This is a genomic window from Salinicola sp. MH3R3-1, assembly GCF_001937155.1.
Classification (GTDB): Bacteria; Pseudomonadota; Gammaproteobacteria; order Pseudomonadales; family Halomonadaceae; genus Salinicola; species Salinicola halophyticus.
This window is the reverse complement of sequence record NZ_MSDP01000061.1, coordinates 1-201: the sequence shown is the minus strand read 5'-3', so window position 1 is coordinate 201 and position 201 is coordinate 1. Positions and strand designations below refer to the sequence as shown.

Below are 201 nucleotides of genomic sequence, written 5' to 3'. Positions count from 1 at the left end.
GGACTACAGGGGTTTCTAATCCTGTTTGCTCCCCATGCTTTCGTGCCTCAGTGTCAAATCAAACGTAGCCACCTGCCTTCGCAATCGGTGTTCTGGATGATATCTATGCATTTCACCGCTACACCATCCATTCCGGCAGCCTCCACTTGTTTCAAGCTCTACAGTATCAATGGCACCTCAACCGTTGAGCGGCTGTATTTC

1 rRNA gene is annotated in these 201 nt (G+C 49.8%); it reads right to left on the bottom strand.

The window, feature by feature from the left end:
* Positions 1 to 201: ribosomal RNA gene (locus tag BTW08_RS18240) — 16S ribosomal RNA — on the bottom strand; the annotation flags it as partial.